The following is a 15,157-nucleotide window of genomic DNA, read 5'->3' on the forward strand; positions in this document are numbered from 1 at the left end:
AAAAGCATTTGACATTGGTTTATTTTTTCTTCTTGCCGCGTCCGGTTCCTTTTACAGGTTTACAAAGATCTGAATATCTCTGGAGGATATCGGTAAAGGTTTTAAACTCATAAGGGTCCATCTTAGTGAAGTTGATTTTAAAGAGTTTGCTGTACATTATCATCTGAGCTTGTGTTGCATTATCGGCAGTCTTTAGCTCTTCAAATGAATCAAGGATATCATCAACAGGTGTAGTTGCATTACCGGTTTCTGCATCTTTGCTATGAGCATCTCTTAAATCTTTTGCGATTTTTACGATATCATTTCCGAGAAGGTTATTAAAGTAATTATCTTCGGAAATAGAAGCTGTCGCCAATGTTTTCATATAATGATCTTCATCAGATATGCCTTTGTTTTGAAGACGGACTCTTGTCTGTTCAATCATTTTGTTGAGGTTTCTAAATTGCATTCCGGCAAGATTGTCAATGTAGATTTCCATGTCAGTGAGAAAATTTTTAAACTCTGGATGCTTTATCATTTCGCATATTAGGCGAGCATTCAGCTTGCCACTTTTTAATATTTCAACAGTTTCATCATCTAACCCTAAGTCATCAACAGGGAATCTGTGCTGTTCACGATTCTCGGTAAGTCCTAATAAATAATCGGAAGTTACTCCATAAAAATTTGCAAGGGAGATAATAGCCTTGTGAGTAATTTCTTTGTAATCATCAGTTTCATAATTTCCTAGAGATGCTCTGGATATTCCGGTCTGTTCTGCCAGTTCTTGCAGAGACAGGCCTTTTTCTATTCTTAAATCTTTTAGTTTTTCCTGAATTGATAATTTACACTTCAATGCTTTATTCCCCACAGTGCTTTTCCAAAAGTTCTTGTATATGTAAATCATAACAGAATGTAAGTTGGCTATAAATGATGAATTCCAATATCGTGGAAAATTTTGAGAAGAGCAACTATTTCCTACCTCTTGGATATACGGAGTAGGGCTTCTAAATCTTGGATAATTAGTCCATGAACAACGCTAACGAGAGGAGGTGAAAAGCAAATGTTGTTAAATCAGGGATACGTTCCATGTAACAAACAGATTCATATCAAGATTCCTGAAAATGAATTGCAGATGATTCATGACAGGATGGAGAAGATAGGAGTCAAAAACATGAGCGCCTATATTAGGAAGATGGCAATCGATGGATATTACATTCACATAGACTTCAGTGAGTTATTAGAAATCATCAAACTTCTAAAAATTGACAGCAACAATATCAACCAGATTGCAAAAGTTGCCAATTCATGTGGCACTGTAGATGGCAAAACAATTTCAGATATGAAGGAGAATCATGAACGAGTTTTGAAGAAGGTGGAAAAGACTTTTAACAAATATTTGGACATTTATTGACTTCGTTTTTAGCCTGTTTTGCAGGCGTAGCTTGTCGATGAAAATCGGCAATCAGGGGGATTGGGGCACACTCCCCAACAAGCAAAATCGCATCAGGTGTACACCGATGCACTGCTTGCCAATTTGTGAAAGGCCATAAAACTATGATGAAAGGGAGGAAAATATGGGAAGGAATTACTTTGAAAATCCATCTTGTAATGTAGCTTTTGAAAGATGCATCGACGTACTTGCTGAGCTAATTGAAAAGTATGCCGGTAAGTTTGCTATGGATGATATAGGCTATGACTATTGCGTATATATTGACAATACGCCGGTCATACTTGTTTATTCATACAAAAATTTGGGTGATCGACTCAAAGATTATTATAGGCAATGTTATCACAATCAAGACTCAGGGATGAAATCAGAAAAGAGCATGTGCCAAAAAGCAAGTTGACAGTGACACAGTGCGGAATTACAATGGTGTCAGAAAGCGAGGTGGCACAAGATGAAAATTACAACTCTTGATGAAGCCCTTGAAAGAATAAAGGAATTAGAAAAAGAGGTTGCAGAGCTAAAGGCGGAAAATGAAACGCTCCGTAACCGTAACTTCGGTGGTCGCAAAAAACATGATGAAGCTTGGATGGCAGCATACAATGATTTCATGTTGAAGTATGAGAGTGGCATGACTCTTATGGAGATTGTGGCAGAGGGGGATGTCAGCAGAAGAACAGCCTATCGCTATCTGGCATATTATAAAGAACTGCAGAAAATTGTAGGAGATTCAAAAAGTGTCCAGAAATGAACATTTTAGATTTTAAGTTTAAGACGTAGAATCTTGAGGTCAAAATATTTGACCTCAAGAATTGGAAAGGAAAATATGGACGATAAAAAGAAGGAAGTGGTTGAGAATACTGAAATAGTTCCAGTAGAAATCACGGAAGAACTTTTGAAAGAAAAACTATATGAGGTACGTGGCGTAAAGGTGATGCTTGATTCAGATTTGGCAGAAATATATGGATATGAAACTAAAAGGTTAAACGAGCAGGTAAAGAGAAATATAAGAAAATTTCCTGAAGACTTTATGTTTCAAGTGACTGATGAAGAAGTGAAAATTTTGTGGTCGCAAAATGCGACCGCAAATATTAATTCAATGTCGCGTAGTAATCCATACGTTTTTACAGAGCAAGGATTGTATATGTTAATGACAGTTTTAAAAGGAACACTGGCAGAAAAACAGAGTATAGATTTAGTTCGTACTTTCAAAAAGATGAAGGACTATATTATTGATAATCAGAGTCTTATTGGTCAGCGTGAAATGATGCAGCTATCAATGCAAACTGCAAGCAATGTGGTCGAGATAAAAAAGCTCCGAATGGATCTTGTTTCTGTGGAAAAACAAATGTCAGATGTCATGGATGGACTTAGCGATGTTGTGACAAAATCTGATCTTGCAGACATGATGAATAGTTTTGTTAGTGACGAGGATAATGGCTGGCTCATGTATAATACCAAGTATTGCAGTGCGGATGTGGCATATTCTTCAATATACAGTAAAGCCAAGAAATCAGTATATCTTGTTGATAATTATATTGGAATTAGAACGTTGGTACACTTGAAAAATGTTATTTCGGGAGTGGAGATCAAGGTGTTTAGTGATAATGTAGGTACTTCAAAACTCCACAATATTGAATACAAAGATTTCTGCAAAGAATACCCAACATTAAAAATTACAATGCAACGTACCGGTGGAATTTTTCATGACAGATTTATTGTTCTTGATTACGGAACAAAAGATGAACGTGTATTTCTGTGCGGTGCATCGTCAAAAGATGCAGGTGGTCGTATCACAAGTATTGTAGAAGATTTTGGAATAGATAAGTATAAACCGATGATAAAGAAATTATTGCAAAATGGATTATTGCAACTTCCATAGGAGGATGTTCTAATTGAAGAAACAAACAAAATGCTATATCTACACCCGTGTTTCTACAGCAATTCAGGTTGACGGTTATAGCTTGGACGCCCAACGAGATAAGCTAAGCAAATATGCTGAATATCAGGATATGGAAGTTGTAAAAGAGTTTTCTGATGCAGGCCACTCCGGCAAGAATATAAATGGTAGACCGGAGTTCTCAAGGATGCTCGAAGAAATCGCAAGTGGTGCGGATGGAATAAGCTACGTTCTCGTTTTTAAGTTGTCAAGATTTGGAAGAAATGCAGCTGATGTTCTCAGTTCATTACAGCTAATGCAGGATTATGGTGTTAATCTGATCTGCGTAGAAGATGGAATAGATAGTTCTAAGGAAGCAGGAAAGCTTATGATTTCAGTTCTATCGGCTGTCGCTGAAATTGAGCGAGAAAATATTCTCGTCCAAACAATGGAAGGCCGTAGACAGAAAGCAAGAGAAGGTCGTTGGAATGGTGGCTTTGCTCCCTACGGATATACGCTTGTTAATGGGGAACTCATAATTGCAGAAGATGAGGCTGAAATCATTCGTATTATTTTTGACAAGTATATTCATACCAATATGGGTGTCAACGGTGTGGCGGATTACTTAAATACGCATGGATACAAGAAGAAAAAGCGTCAGAATAATACGCTTGATGCATTTGCAAGCTCTTTCATAAAGGGAGTACTTGATAATCCTATCTATATGGGAAAAATGCCTTATGGCAGACGCTCTAATGAGAAGATTCAAGGAACTCGAAATGAATATCATGTTGTAAAACAAGAAGAATATGATTTATATGATGGAATCCATGAGGCTATTATTTCAGAGGATGACTTCAGGCTTGCGGCTCAGAAGCGAAAGGAGACAGGAGTAAAAAGAGAAAAGACGCATAGCCTTGAGCATGAACATATTTTATCAGGAATTCTTCGTTGTCCTGTTTGTCATGGCGCTATGTATTCTAATGTTAATCGTAAAAAGAAAGCTGACGGCACATACTATAAGGATTTCTTCTATTATGCATGTAAGCATAGGCTTAAAGTTGATGGTCATAACTGTAGCTATCATCATCAATGGGGGCAGGATAAAGTAAATGCTGCCGTAGAAGAGGTTATATATAAGCTCGTCAATAACCCAAAGTTTCAAGATGCTCTCAAAACTAAAGTGGGAGCAAAAACAGATACAGAAGAGTTGGAAAAAGAAAGAGAAATCTGTCGGACCAGACTTCGACAGACAATCGGTGCTAAGAATAAACTGGCTGAGCAGATGGACGCTCTTGATGTTAGTGACAGGTTCTATGACAGAAAATATGATGATATGCAGGAGCGCATGAATAAGCTGTATGAGGAAATTGGTGCAATAGAAGATGAGATTGATACCATCTCCATGAGAATCGATAACATCAACAAAAAGCAGCTTTCTAAAGACTCCATCTATCGCATACTTAAGAGCTTTGATAAAATATACAGTGAATTTACAGATTCAGAAAAGAAGCGTTTTATAAATTCTTTTGTGGAGCGTGTTGAAATCTTTGAAGAGGAACAGGAGGATGGTCGCTTCTTGAAGAGTATCAAATTTCGGTTCCCAGTATATTATAATGGGGCTGAGACGCAGGAAGTGGATCTTTCTGATTCTGGTTGGGACTATCAAAGAAGCCTCGAGACGGTAGCGAAAATTGATAAAATATAATAATTAAGTATTAAAAAAAGCTTCTGAACTTGAAAAAGTTTGGAAGCTTTTTTATCTGTTTCCAAGGTGTGGGAGCAGATTTTATGTATTCAATGATTTTAAAGTATAACGATAAGGTTGATTTGGACAGCTTGCCTGATCCAGAGGTTCTTTTTCTTATGCAGAACATAAGAAAGTTTATTAAGCTTTCGGCCGAAAAACGTAAAGAAAAGGATTTGTTTGATATTGAATACGTTTTGTTTGCATGATAATATATTCGTGTAAACGAAATTGAAAGAATTCGGAAAGGCGGACATATATTATGACAATAACTGAAAGAATATTTTTCCTTATAAAGGAGCGTGGGTTAAGTCAGAATGCATTTGGTAAAGCAGCAGGGATAGCGCCTAGCACAATCAGTGATTGGAAGAGAAAAGGTCATAATCCCTCCGCTGATAAGATTATGGATATATGCAGAGTATTAGAAGTATCACCAGAGGCTCTTCTTACTGGTAAAGGTATAGATGAGACTGAGGTCAAGGAGACTAAGGTGGATTATAAGGAAAAGCAGCTTTTAATGGAATATGAAGGTTTAAATGAGGACGCGCAAAAGAGACTGCTGACCTATGCGAAGAAGTTGGGGGAGTTGACGAAATTGGAGGATATTTAAAAGTATATTATCTTGAAATGCTATTTTGGCATTTCAAGTTTATTAAGTTTTACAAGGAGTATTAAATTGGAAGAAAGTAGAAATGTAACAGTTGTTAAAGATGCTGATGGAAAGGATGTTGTATTAATTAATTCTATTAAATTTAAAGGTAAACGTTCTATAGATTGGGATGACGTTAGAGAGTATTTAAAGACTTTTGTTGGAACATCTTGCCAGATTGAAAGCACAGGCGATTGGATATTTATTGGAAATGATTTGCCAAATGAGTATACAGGATCAGAATATACCTATGGTTTGAAAGGTGCTAATGCTAAAGCAAAGGCAAATGCAACACAAGGTATTCCAGAGTTAATCAATACTGCCAAGGGAACTCATTTTAGGGAAAACAATGAAGAAAAGCATTATAGAAATGCAAAGTATGGATGGTATCGATATGATTCACATTTTGCACTTCCTGTTTTCAAAGAAAATGGTGATATAGAAAGATATAATGTATTCCATGCTTCTCTAATTGTAAGACATTCAGAAGATAATAAACTTTATCTTTATGATATTTTGGACATAAAAAAAGAAACGAGCAACCCGCTTGAGCACTTGGCTGTACACGACAAAAAACCCATTTCTTGATTCTTATAATAAAGACGAAAAGAGTCTGTGTCAATAGTTTTTAAGATTATTTTAAGAAGGGGATATTTTATGACTAAGGAGAAAACAAAAGTTTATATTTACACTCGTGTTTCAACAGCAATGCAGATTGATGGTTATTCATTAGATGCACAGAAGACTAGGATGAAAGGCTTCTGTGCTTACAATGAATATGAGATAGCTGGAGAATATGAGGATGCAGGAAAGTCAGGCAAATCCACTGTGGATCGCCTGGCTTTTAATAAAATGATTGAAGATATAAAAGCAGGAAAGGATGATGTGAGGTTTGTTCTTGTATTTAAACTTTCAAGATTTGGTAGAAATGCTGCTGATGTTCTGTCTACACTTCAAGTAATGCAAGACTTTGGCGTTGACCTTATATGTGTAGAGGATGGAATAGATTCATCAAAAGATGCAGGTAAACTAGTGATTTCTGTTTTATCAGCTGTAGCTGAAATTGAGCGTGAAAATATTAGAGCTCAAACAATGGAAGGTAGAATGCAAAAGGCTAGAGAAGGAAAATGGAATGGAGGAATGGCTCCGTATGGTTATAAGCTTGTGGATGGTGAATTGCATGTAGATGAGGAAGAGGCGGAAGTTATAAGAAAGATTTTTGAAGTATATGTCAATACAACACATGGACCTTCAGGTGTAGCAAAGTATCTTTCAAATCATGGAATAAAGAAGGTAAAAAGGCGTGAATGGGAAAACGAATACTTCAGTGAACATACAATTCGCCTTATTCTTCAAAACCCTGTTTACATGGGAAAAATTGCATTTGGTAGAAGAAAAACTCAAAAGGTTAGAGGTACTCGTAATGAATATCAGATAGTTAATTCGGATGAGTATATCACTGCTGATGGAGCACATGAAGCTATTGTTTCTGAAGATTTGTGGGAGGCTGCCAATGCCAAGATGAAAAAGCGTTCTCATAAATATAGTCGTGTTAATAAGTCAAAAGAAGAAAGAACGCATCTTCTTACAGGAATAGTGAAATGCCCGATATGTGGAACAGGATTGTATGCTAATAAGGCAACTAAGAAAAAAGCCGATGGAACATTCTACAAGGATTTCTATTATTATTCTTGCAAGCACAGAAAAAAGGATAGAGGTCATGTATGCACATATAGAAAGCAGATAAATGAAGAATTACTTGATGCAGCAGTTATTGAGTCTATAATTCGAATGACACAAAGTAGAAAATTCGCCCAAGAAATCAAAAGAAAGATTAAGGCGGAGGTGGATACCACTGAATTGGATAAAGAAATAAAAGAATTAAAAGCTCAGCTTAGAAAGTGTTACAACAGAAAAGAGGCTATCAATGATGATATAGATTCTTTAGATGTTGAGGATAAGCATTATTCAAGACGCAAAAATGGTCTCGAGTGTAGTTTATATAAAATCTATGATAAAATTGATAGGACAGAAGAACTACTACTGTCTGCTCAGGCAAAGCGTCAGGCAATAATAGCAAATAAAGTATCAGCTGATAATGTATACAAGGCATTGGTTTATTTCGACAAGTACGTTGTTGATATGACTGATGCAGAGTGCAGAGAGTTCATCACCCAACTTATAGAGAAGGTTGAGGTTTATGAAGAGAGACAGCCAGATGGAAAGTGGATTAAGGATATTAAGTTTAAGATTCCAATGATCAATAATGAGACACTTTTTGGTTTGGACAATTTAAATCAGCTTGAATCAATTTGTGCGCTGACAAAAAAATAAAAACAAAGGGGTACATATCATAAAGATATGTGCCCCTTCAATTTTTATCTTACATCATCATCGTCGTCTTCAAAGTCAATGTCGCCGCCCATGTATTCACGGCCTACAACACGCTTTGCTTCACGTTGCTGTTCTACCTGAACAGAAAGCATTTCTTTAACGTTGGCAGAATTCTTTACATTTCTAATTTCGAATGTGCCAAGGTTCTTATCTGAGGAACTTACAAAGATAGAACCAACCCCAAATATTCTCTGCCCAATGCTTCTCTTAAGCTGAAGGTCGAGGATTCTGTATAATCTCACTTCGTTTTGAACAAGATTAAAAAATCCAGTCTCAACAAATAATCGATCCTCGCTCATGCTATATTTAGTAAAACTAAGTGGAAGTCCAAAATGTCTTTTTCGGTCATGCCATAAAATATTAGCCATTATTATCCTCCTAATTAATTGATATTTTAACTAATTATAATCGTTATTACTCATTAAAACAATTAGATGCATATATTGTCAAAATAATAAACATGTTGATATTCACTGAAAATTATGCAATAATGTCAAAGTAGTATAAAAATAATAAAGGAAGCGAGGTAAATTTGATGCGTGTGATGAACACAGAGATTGTAACTGAATATCGTATGAAGACCTCGGTTTTGGAATTTTAATATGATTTTCGACCGTGGCTAATTTGTCACGGTTTTCTTATGCCTTTTTCAGGTAGATTTCCATTATAGGTCTCCATACATATTTGTATTTTGAAAATGATAGGAGACTAAGAAAATGAATAATTTAAATACTAAAGAACAGATTACTAACGGTGAGAAACTTGGACGAATTTCTGAGGTACAAAAGAACAGCTTCAAAATAAAGTTTCAAGGACAGGATATTCCTGCAAAATTAAAGGGATTTTTCTATGAAGAAAGCGCTGATAAATTGCCAGTAGTAGGTGATTATGTAAGCTTTACATACAATCCGAATGGTGATTCCATGATACAGTCAGTGCAGGACAGAAAAAGTTTTTTGCAGCGACCAGATCAGGCAAAAACAGGTGTCATGCAGTACATGGTAGCCAACGTAGATTATGTTTTCATAGTCACATCATTGAATGAGGATTACAGCTACAACAGAATTGCAAGATATGTGAGCGTGGTTCTTCAGGGCGGTGCTACACCTGTTGTGATTCTCACGAAATCAGACCTTTGCAACAACGTAGGCCGCTACATTCGTGAGGTGGAAACAATTTCAGAAGATGTGAGGGTTCACGCTATATCTGCCATTTACGATATAGGCATGAATGAGCTGGAAGAATACCTTCAGCCAGGCAAAACAATCTGCCTAATGGGTTCCTCTGGAGCAGGAAAATCCACACTTCTCAATGCAATCACAGGAGAAGAAATCATGAAGACTTCTGCTATTAGAGAATCAGATGATACAGGAAGACATACCACTACCCACAGGCAGTTAATAGAGTTGCCAAATGGAGTTTCTATCATCGATACTCCCGGCATGCGTGAGCTTGGAATGGCCATGGTAGAGGATGGAATTGATAGCACATTCTCGGATATTATCGAGCTTGAAAGTAGATGTAAATTCAGCAACTGCAGGCACGATACAGAGCCTGGCTGCGCTGTGAAAGCTGCCATAGAAAGTGGAGAATTATCTTTGGAAAGATTCCAACTGTATCAAAATCTTGGTCAGGAAAATACAAAAAATTATGCCAAGAAGAAAGAAATATCGAAGTGGGCAAGGGCCTATAAGAAAAGTAAAAGTACAGGAAGGGTTCATGCAGATTTTTGAAAAGCATCTTGGAGTGGTGGGATCAGTAGATGGAGATATCTGTCAGGTGAGATATTGGGAATTTCTCATCCCTGCAAGAATTCTATCAGACCTGTCACAGAAGCCTATAGCTGGCAGCGATGTAATATCCGAGTGGAACCACAAAGGGGAATCCAGAATTATTAAGGTATTTAAAAATTTGCTGGAATAAAATTGGAGAAGTGAATTAAAGATAAGTTTATCTCATAATATAAATATTCATTATAATTACCCCTTGACTTCCATATGTGACACTACTATAATCTACTCAATTTAGAAAGCGAGGATAAAATGATTTACAGATTAACTCTAGTCGATTCGATGAATAAGGATTCGAAACCCGTGGATATGAAGCAGGGGTCTAATTCTTGTACAATCGATGAGGCATGCTATATGAGTTGATATATCATTTTATAAGCATAGGGACTAATCTAGCCTCATCAGACTATCATCTGATGGGGCTTTTTTTATACCTATTTACATTCGCTTAAATAGAATCAAGGAGGCTAGATATGGAAGGCAGAGAGAAAATTGTTAACGAGTTTTATGCACAGTATGTGGAGGACAATCGTCTTGACAGAACAAGACGTGGACAGATGGAATTCATCACCACAATGCATTATATTCATCAGTATTTGAAGCCTGGTATGAAGGTGGCTGAGATTGGCGCAGGAACAGGAAGATTGTCATTAGACCTTGCGAAGGAAGGCTATGATGTAACAGCAGTAGAGTACACAGATGCTAACTTCGAAAAGTTACAGAAAAATGCTGAGGGCTTCAGCAATGTAAGAACTGTTCAGGGTGATGCAGTCAATCTTCATCAGCTGGAGGACAACACTTACGATGTAACACTTCTCTTTGGACCTATGTATCACCTTTATTCAGAAGAAGATCAGCTTGCAGCACTGAAGGAAGCTTCTCGTATAACAAAGCCAGATGGAAAAGTATTTATCGCATTCATTTCAGTGTATGCAATCATGTATACCAATTATCTGATTGAACAGTGCGGAGATATGAGATATGGATTGGAGGAGAACTACACAGAAGACTATAAAGTAAAGCATTTCCCAGAGCAGTTGTTTACAGGTTTTGACATAACAGAGTTTGAGGAGCTTGTAGATAAAACTCCACTTAAGAGAATAAAAACTCTTGCAACAGATGGTGTCATCGAGTTGGTAGAAATTGGTAATGAAAATTTCAAACTAAGCGAAGAAAACTTTGAGGCATACAAGAATTATCATCTTGCAATGTGCGAAAAGAGAGAGCTTTTAGGCAGCTCAAATCATTTACTTGTAATTTGTGATAACCAATAATTTAATTCGTATATACGATAATAAAAGGAGGACATAAAATGGTTTTAAAAGAAGAGACTTATGAACTTAATGGAAGAACAGTCACCCTTAGAGCACCACGTCCTGAGGATGCTGAAATGCTTACCGAATATTTGAAAACGGTTTGCGATGAAACTCCTTATTTGTCTCAGTATGGAGATGAAGTGAAAATAACTGCAGAAGATGAAATTAAGTTTATCGAAAGACGCAACGATTCAGAAACAGGATATTTGATTTTAGCCTTTGAAGATGGTGAGTTCGCAGGAAATATGTCATTTGAGAGAGTGGGAACCAGCAGAAGAGCAAAACACAGAGCAAGCATCGGCATAGCCTTCTTCCAGAAAAATACAGGCCATGGACTTGGACGATTGGCATTAACTCGCCTTATTGAGCTGATAAAGGAGTCAGGCTACGAGCAAGCGGAACTGACAGTGCTTGAAGGAAATGAGAGAGCAAAGCATCTGTACGAATCTCTTGGATTTAAGGAAACAGGAAGAATTCCAAAGGCTAATAAATACGATGACGGAACCTTCAGAGACGATATTCTAATGGTAGCTGAATTATAAAAAATAAACCCTTGAGTGGTCAGTGCACACCCAAGGGTTTTTCATACTAAAATATTTATTTTATAACTGTGCTGTACAGTGTGGGCAACGAGTTGCCTTGATATGAATCTTGCTGTAGCAGTATGGGCAATCCTTCTCTGTTGGCTCAGCAGCCTCAGCATCTTCTTTGTTTTTCTTTACAAGAGCAGTAGCTCTTTCTGTAGCTCTGTTAAGACCCTTGATGATGCAGAAGATTACAAGTGCTGTGATAAGGAAATTAATTACAGCAGTAATGAAATTTCCGTATGTAAGTGTTGGAGCTAAATCACCGCTTCCAAGTGTAACCTTGAGCTCAGAAAAATCTGTGCCACCAAAGATACCAAGGATAGGTGTAAGGATGTCCTCGTTCAAAGATGTAACGATAGCTGTGAATGCACCGCCGACGATAACACCGACTGCCATATCCATTACGTTTCCACGCATGATAAATTCTTTAAATTCTGAGATGAAACCTTTTTTATCGCTCATAGTGACCTCCCTTGTGAAAAATATTTTAAACTTTAACCATTATACCAATATTGAAATAAAACATAAATAAGAAAATGAGGCAAAAAAGACAGTGACAACAAGGAATTAAGGCGCTTACTGTTTTTTTTCAGGGGCAATTAGGATATAATAGATTTACTGTCGAAATCGGAATTGCGGATCCGATAATACGAAAAATAATTTAGAAAGAATAAAGTAGGAGAATTTGTTATGGGTTTATTTGACAAGAAGAAAAAAGAGGAAAACATTGAGGTTGCAGATACAGATGTAACAACCAATGTTGAAACAGGAAGACGTTTTTCTGTAATTATAGATGGCATCACAACTATGCTTGATGGCAACGGTAGCATCATTACAGGCCAGCTTACAGGAAAGATAGTTAAGGGCGATAAGGTATTCGTTTGCATGCCAGCGTCAAAGCCTATCCAGTGCGAGGTTCAGGCTGTAGAGGCTTCAGCAGATGGAAAAAGCTCTATCGTTGAAGAGGCTGAGGATACAAAGGTTTCACTTCAGCTTACACTTCCAGATGATGCTCAGATTAAGAAGTATGCAGTGGTTACAAATATCGAGCCACAGGAGAAGATTAATCCACGAGTTTCTATTGAAAATCCAGCACTTTCAGGTATTATCAATGGTCTTACTACATATGCACAGGACAATACCTTCCATGGCACAGTAGCATATTGGGCAAGCCACGCTCATTTCCTTACACCTATCAAGATGGATCAGGAGCCAGAGGTTAACGAGCAGGGGGTTTCAGTTATCAAGAAGGATACAAAGATTGGCTTCTACATGCTCAAATCTACAATCAAGCTTGCAGGTACACCTGAAGATCAGGACAACATGGTACTTCCACTTTTCACTGATTGGGATGCACTTCGTCGTTGGACAGGTCTTGCGGATGATGGCGCTAAGATTCACACACAGATTCTTAGCTTCCAGGATGTATACGCAATGCTCAAGAGAGGCAATGCATACGCTGGTATAGCTATCAATCCATTCAACAAGGTTCCATGTACACTGCCAATTCCTTATCTTGATACAATTGTTAGCACACCTGGATATCAGGCTGAATTTGGTCCAAAGGAAGGTGCTGCACAGGGAAATGTGCAGGAGCAGAAGATTCCAGCAGGTCAGAAGATTCTTCTTGGTGTTCCAAAGGAATGCGAGGAGAATGAGGCTATCCGCGGAAAGCTTGTAGAGTACGGTCAGTCACATGATGAGATTAAGTCTATCAGCTTCCTTACAAAGGTTGAGGAAGAGACAAAGGCTGTTCGTCATCTCGTAGTTCTCGAGTTCCCAGAGGGATACGAAAAGGAAGAGATGAAGGTTCACATGGAAGCTATCTATCAGGAGCTTCGACCACTTGCTCACGAGATTCAGGCTATCGAATATGCGCTCAAGGGGGCCATTCCAGCCGTAGACAACGTCGTAAATCAGCACGCAGATAAGATGCTTATTTACACTGCATAATTAGAGGAGCAGCTTTTTATATTGGGGGGATAATTGAATATGAAGTTTGATGTGAAGAAGACTGTGCAGATGGGCTTCGGCTTTCTTAGCATCTGCGCATTTTGGCAAATGTATAATGCCCTGATTCCGCTGGTGCTCACCAACACCTTTCATTTGGATGAGACCATCTCTGGTGTAATCATGGCTATGGACAATGTCTTTGCTTTGTTTTTACTACCATTTTTTGGTGCAGTTTCAGATAAGTGCAAAAGCAAAATGGGGCGCCGCAAGCCATTCTATTTGTTCGGAACCATTGCAGCAGTAGTGCTCATGCTTATGCTTCCACTTGTGGATAACAGTTACTATGCAAATCCATCTATGGGGAAGGAGATTTTCTTCATAGGTATATTGGGAGCTTTGCTTGTGGCAATGGGTACCTATCGTAGTCCTACAGTTGCCCTTGTTGCAGATTGCACTATCAAGCCACTTCGCTCCAGAGCGAACGCCATTATTAATTTGATGGGAGCATTGGGTGGAATCATATATTTGATTGTTGCGGCTGTTTTCTACCCTGCCTCAAAGACAAGAGATTTGCCACATGTTAATTACATGCTGATTTTCATGGTGGTGGCAGGAATTATGCTTGTTTCATTATGTATCGTCATGATTAATGTAGATGAGGTACAGATGAGAAAGCAGGTGGAAAACTACGAGCTCCTTCATCCAGAGGAGAATCTTTCTGTGGAGGATGAAAGTGGTAATGAGGTATTGCCAGCGGATGTGAAACGGTCCTTGAGATTTTTACTATTCTCTGTTGCCTTGTGGTTCATAGCCTATAATGGCATGGAGACATGGTTTACTACCTACGCTGTAAAGATGTGGGATATGGCGCTTGGTGATGCTTCCAGATGTATGTTGGTTGCCAATGCAGGGGCAATCATATTCTTTATACCGTCAGGAATGCTGGCATCAAAGATTGGAAGAAAGAAGACAATACTCCTTGGAATAATATTACTTGGAGGTAGCTTCTTCGCTGGATTCGTATTTACGTTATTATCCGGAACCTTTTCACCAATCTTGTATTTATTTTTTGCAACTATGGGCGCAGGCTGGGCATTCATCAATGTCAACTCCTTACCTATGGTTCTTGAAATGTGCAGAGATTCAGAAAGTGGTAAATTCACAGGATATTATTATACATTTTCAATGGCAGCTCAGATAATCACTCCGATTGTTGCAGGCTGGCTGCTTGCTCATGTGGGATATATGACATTATTCCCATATGCAACAATATTTGCCTTCTTAGCATTTCTCACAATGCTCTTTGTAAAGCATGGTGATGTAGATGTAGAGGTAAGAAGAGGCTTAGAGGCCTTTGAAGATATGGATTAATTATGGGGCTCCCGTTGGGAGTCCTTTATTATTAGGTTTGATTTGACT

General features: G+C 37.9%; 18 protein-coding genes. 15 read left to right on the plus strand and 3 right to left on the minus strand.

Annotated elements, in window-relative coordinates; all coding sequences use genetic code 11:
- Positions 1 to 19 precede the first annotated feature (19 nt).
- Positions 20 to 832, minus strand: coding sequence for a helix-turn-helix domain-containing protein (locus BMZ41_RS07805; RefSeq protein WP_207646138.1), 813 nt, complete (start codon positions 830 to 832; stop codon positions 20 to 22).
- Positions 833 to 1,039: 207 nt separating this feature from the next.
- Here BMZ41_RS07805 and BMZ41_RS07810 point away from each other — a divergent pair, with 207 nt between their 5' ends.
- The 9 genes from BMZ41_RS07810 to BMZ41_RS07840 all read left to right on the plus strand — a co-directional run bounded on the left by BMZ41_RS07810 (position 1,040) and on the right by BMZ41_RS07840 (position 8,032).
- On the plus strand, positions 1,040 to 1,390 hold the full coding sequence (locus BMZ41_RS07810; protein WP_026528705.1) for a plasmid mobilization protein: 351 nt from the start codon (positions 1,040 to 1,042) through the stop codon (positions 1,388 to 1,390).
- 163 nt (positions 1,391 to 1,553) lie between these two features.
- The gene (locus tag BMZ41_RS07815; protein ID WP_090528416.1) at positions 1,554 to 1,826 is read left to right on the plus strand and encodes a hypothetical protein; all 273 of its coding nucleotides are present in this window, start codon (positions 1,554 to 1,556) and stop codon (positions 1,824 to 1,826) included.
- A 51-nt stretch (positions 1,827 to 1,877) separates the two neighbouring features.
- The gene (locus tag BMZ41_RS07820) at positions 1,878 to 2,174 is read left to right on the plus strand and encodes a resolvase (RefSeq protein WP_090528419.1); all 297 of its coding nucleotides are present in this window, start codon (positions 1,878 to 1,880) and stop codon (positions 2,172 to 2,174) included.
- A gap of 75 nt (positions 2,175 to 2,249) precedes the next feature.
- Positions 2,250 to 3,305 (plus strand): ORF6N domain-containing protein, encoded by a 1,056-nt coding sequence (locus BMZ41_RS07825; protein WP_090528808.1) that lies wholly within the window; start codon positions 2,250 to 2,252, stop codon positions 3,303 to 3,305.
- A 13-nt stretch (positions 3,306 to 3,318) separates the two neighbouring features.
- Positions 3,319 to 5,010, plus strand: coding sequence for a recombinase family protein (locus BMZ41_RS07830; protein WP_090528422.1), 1,692 nt, complete (start codon positions 3,319 to 3,321; stop codon positions 5,008 to 5,010).
- Between the two features lie 83 nt (positions 5,011 to 5,093).
- Positions 5,094 to 5,258: a hypothetical protein gene (locus tag BMZ41_RS15600; RefSeq protein WP_177184181.1), complete on the plus strand. Its 165-nt coding sequence runs from the start codon at positions 5,094 to 5,096 to the stop codon at positions 5,256 to 5,258.
- 53 nt (positions 5,259 to 5,311) lie between these two features.
- Entirely contained in the window at positions 5,312 to 5,659 is a 348-nt protein-coding gene (locus tag BMZ41_RS15835) for a helix-turn-helix domain-containing protein (protein WP_242942026.1), read from the plus strand.
- A gap of 66 nt (positions 5,660 to 5,725) precedes the next feature.
- Positions 5,726 to 6,286, plus strand: coding sequence for a hypothetical protein (locus tag BMZ41_RS15840; RefSeq protein ID WP_242942027.1), 561 nt, complete (start codon positions 5,726 to 5,728; stop codon positions 6,284 to 6,286).
- Between the two features lie 69 nt (positions 6,287 to 6,355).
- Positions 6,356 to 8,032, plus strand: a complete 1,677-nt coding sequence (locus BMZ41_RS07840) for a recombinase family protein (RefSeq protein ID WP_090528425.1) — start codon at positions 6,356 to 6,358, stop codon at positions 8,030 to 8,032.
- 44 nt (positions 8,033 to 8,076) lie between these two features.
- On the opposite strand, the gene BMZ41_RS07845 is transcribed toward BMZ41_RS07840, so the two are convergent.
- Positions 8,077 to 8,460, minus strand: a complete 384-nt coding sequence (locus tag BMZ41_RS07845; RefSeq protein WP_090528428.1) for a PH domain-containing protein — start codon at positions 8,458 to 8,460, stop codon at positions 8,077 to 8,079.
- Between the two features lie 348 nt (positions 8,461 to 8,808).
- On the opposite strand from BMZ41_RS07845, the gene rsgA reads away from it, so the two are divergent.
- The 4 genes from rsgA (at position 8,809) to BMZ41_RS07865 (ending at position 11,740) form a co-directional block, all read left to right on the plus strand.
- The gene (rsgA, locus tag BMZ41_RS07850; protein WP_090528432.1) at positions 8,809 to 9,825 is read left to right on the plus strand and encodes a ribosome small subunit-dependent GTPase A; all 1,017 of its coding nucleotides are present in this window, start codon (positions 8,809 to 8,811) and stop codon (positions 9,823 to 9,825) included.
- Positions 9,812 to 10,015 (plus strand): hypothetical protein, encoded by a 204-nt coding sequence (locus BMZ41_RS07855; protein WP_090528434.1) that lies wholly within the window; start codon positions 9,812 to 9,814, stop codon positions 10,013 to 10,015. The genes rsgA and BMZ41_RS07855 overlap by 14 nt, the downstream gene beginning before the upstream one ends.
- A 340-nt stretch (positions 10,016 to 10,355) precedes the next feature.
- A complete protein-coding gene (locus BMZ41_RS07860; RefSeq protein WP_090528437.1) occupies positions 10,356 to 11,156 on the plus strand; it encodes a class I SAM-dependent methyltransferase in 801 nt (266 codons plus the stop codon).
- Positions 11,157 to 11,194: 38 nt separating this feature from the next.
- Entirely contained in the window at positions 11,195 to 11,740 is a 546-nt protein-coding gene (locus BMZ41_RS07865) for a GNAT family N-acetyltransferase (RefSeq protein WP_090528440.1), read from the plus strand.
- A 60-nt stretch (positions 11,741 to 11,800) separates the two neighbouring features.
- On the opposite strand, the gene mscL is transcribed toward BMZ41_RS07865, so the two are convergent.
- Positions 11,801 to 12,247 carry a large conductance mechanosensitive channel protein MscL gene (mscL, locus tag BMZ41_RS07870; protein ID WP_090170194.1) on the minus strand — a complete coding sequence of 149 codons (447 nt, stop codon included), beginning with the start codon at positions 12,245 to 12,247 and terminating at the stop codon, positions 11,801 to 11,803.
- A 228-nt stretch (positions 12,248 to 12,475) separates the two neighbouring features.
- On the opposite strand from mscL, the gene BMZ41_RS07875 reads away from it, so the two are divergent.
- Positions 12,476 to 13,738, plus strand: a complete 1,263-nt coding sequence (locus BMZ41_RS07875) for an SseB family protein (protein ID WP_090528443.1) — start codon at positions 12,476 to 12,478, stop codon at positions 13,736 to 13,738.
- A 39-nt stretch (positions 13,739 to 13,777) separates the two neighbouring features.
- Positions 13,778 to 15,109: an MFS transporter gene (locus BMZ41_RS07880; RefSeq protein WP_090528446.1), complete on the plus strand. Its 1,332-nt coding sequence runs from the start codon at positions 13,778 to 13,780 to the stop codon at positions 15,107 to 15,109.
- Positions 15,110 to 15,157: the final 48 nt, after the last annotated feature.

This window comes from Pseudobutyrivibrio sp. UC1225 (genome assembly GCF_900115215.1).
Classification (GTDB): domain Bacteria; phylum Bacillota; class Clostridia; order Lachnospirales; family Lachnospiraceae; genus Pseudobutyrivibrio.

What these genes read in the sequence shown, in the direction of transcription:
- BMZ41_RS07810 (WP_026528705.1), top strand. Translation starts at nt 1,040, where the DNA reads ATGTTGTTAAATCAGGGATACGTTCCATGTAACAAACAGATTCATATC.
- BMZ41_RS07815 (WP_090528416.1), top strand. Translation starts at nt 1,554, where the DNA reads ATGGGAAGGAATTACTTTGAAAATCCATCTTGTAATGTAGCTTTTGAA.
- BMZ41_RS07820 (WP_090528419.1), top strand. Translation starts at nt 1,878, where the DNA reads ATGAAAATTACAACTCTTGATGAAGCCCTTGAAAGAATAAAGGAATTA.
- BMZ41_RS07825 (WP_090528808.1), top strand. Translation starts at nt 2,250, where the DNA reads ATGGACGATAAAAAGAAGGAAGTGGTTGAGAATACTGAAATAGTTCCA.
- BMZ41_RS15600 (WP_177184181.1), top strand. Translation starts at nt 5,094, where the DNA reads ATGTATTCAATGATTTTAAAGTATAACGATAAGGTTGATTTGGACAGC.
- BMZ41_RS15835 (WP_242942026.1), top strand. Translation starts at nt 5,312, where the DNA reads ATGACAATAACTGAAAGAATATTTTTCCTTATAAAGGAGCGTGGGTTA.
- BMZ41_RS07840 (WP_090528425.1), top strand. Translation starts at nt 6,356, where the DNA reads ATGACTAAGGAGAAAACAAAAGTTTATATTTACACTCGTGTTTCAACA.
- BMZ41_RS07845 (WP_090528428.1), bottom strand. Translation starts at nt 8,460, where the DNA reads ATGGCTAATATTTTATGGCATGACCGAAAAAGACATTTTGGACTTCCA.
- rsgA (WP_090528432.1), top strand. Translation starts at nt 8,809, where the DNA reads ATGAATAATTTAAATACTAAAGAACAGATTACTAACGGTGAGAAACTT.
- BMZ41_RS07855 (WP_090528434.1), top strand. Translation starts at nt 9,812, where the DNA reads ATGCAGATTTTTGAAAAGCATCTTGGAGTGGTGGGATCAGTAGATGGA.
- BMZ41_RS07860 (WP_090528437.1), top strand. Translation starts at nt 10,356, where the DNA reads ATGGAAGGCAGAGAGAAAATTGTTAACGAGTTTTATGCACAGTATGTG.
- BMZ41_RS07865 (WP_090528440.1), top strand. Translation starts at nt 11,195, where the DNA reads ATGGTTTTAAAAGAAGAGACTTATGAACTTAATGGAAGAACAGTCACC.
- mscL (WP_090170194.1), bottom strand. Translation starts at nt 12,247, where the DNA reads ATGAGCGATAAAAAAGGTTTCATCTCAGAATTTAAAGAATTTATCATG.
- BMZ41_RS07875 (WP_090528443.1), top strand. Translation starts at nt 12,476, where the DNA reads ATGGGTTTATTTGACAAGAAGAAAAAAGAGGAAAACATTGAGGTTGCA.
- BMZ41_RS07880 (WP_090528446.1), top strand. Translation starts at nt 13,778, where the DNA reads ATGAAGTTTGATGTGAAGAAGACTGTGCAGATGGGCTTCGGCTTTCTT.